General features: G+C 40.3%; 1 protein-coding gene. It reads right to left on the bottom strand.

All coding sequences use genetic code 11. From position 1 onward, the window contains the following. On the bottom strand, positions 1–221 hold a 221-nt coding region (locus V6255_RS18565; protein ID WP_341629440.1), incomplete at both ends, for an ABC transporter permease subunit.

Raw genomic sequence — 221 nt, 5'->3', positions numbered from 1 at the left:
TACTGTTGCGTCAAAACGTTGATAACCAAAACGAATACAAACATCACAAAGGCCACCACCACCAACAGTACCTGCCATTGCAGAGTAGCCAACTAAGTTAACTAAAGTAATCGTTACTGCGTTAATAATGCCAGGTAAGGCTTCTGGAAATAACACCTTGTTAATAAATTGAATTGGTTTTGCACCCATTGCTTGTGCAGCTTCTACTAAACCACTTGGCA

The organism is Psychromonas arctica (assembly GCF_038155225.1).
GTDB classification, from domain to species: Bacteria; Pseudomonadota; Gammaproteobacteria; order Enterobacterales; family Psychromonadaceae; genus Psychromonas; species Psychromonas arctica_B.
The sequence above is the reverse complement of the archived record's forward strand: the minus strand, read 5'-3'. Positions and strand labels throughout refer to the sequence as shown.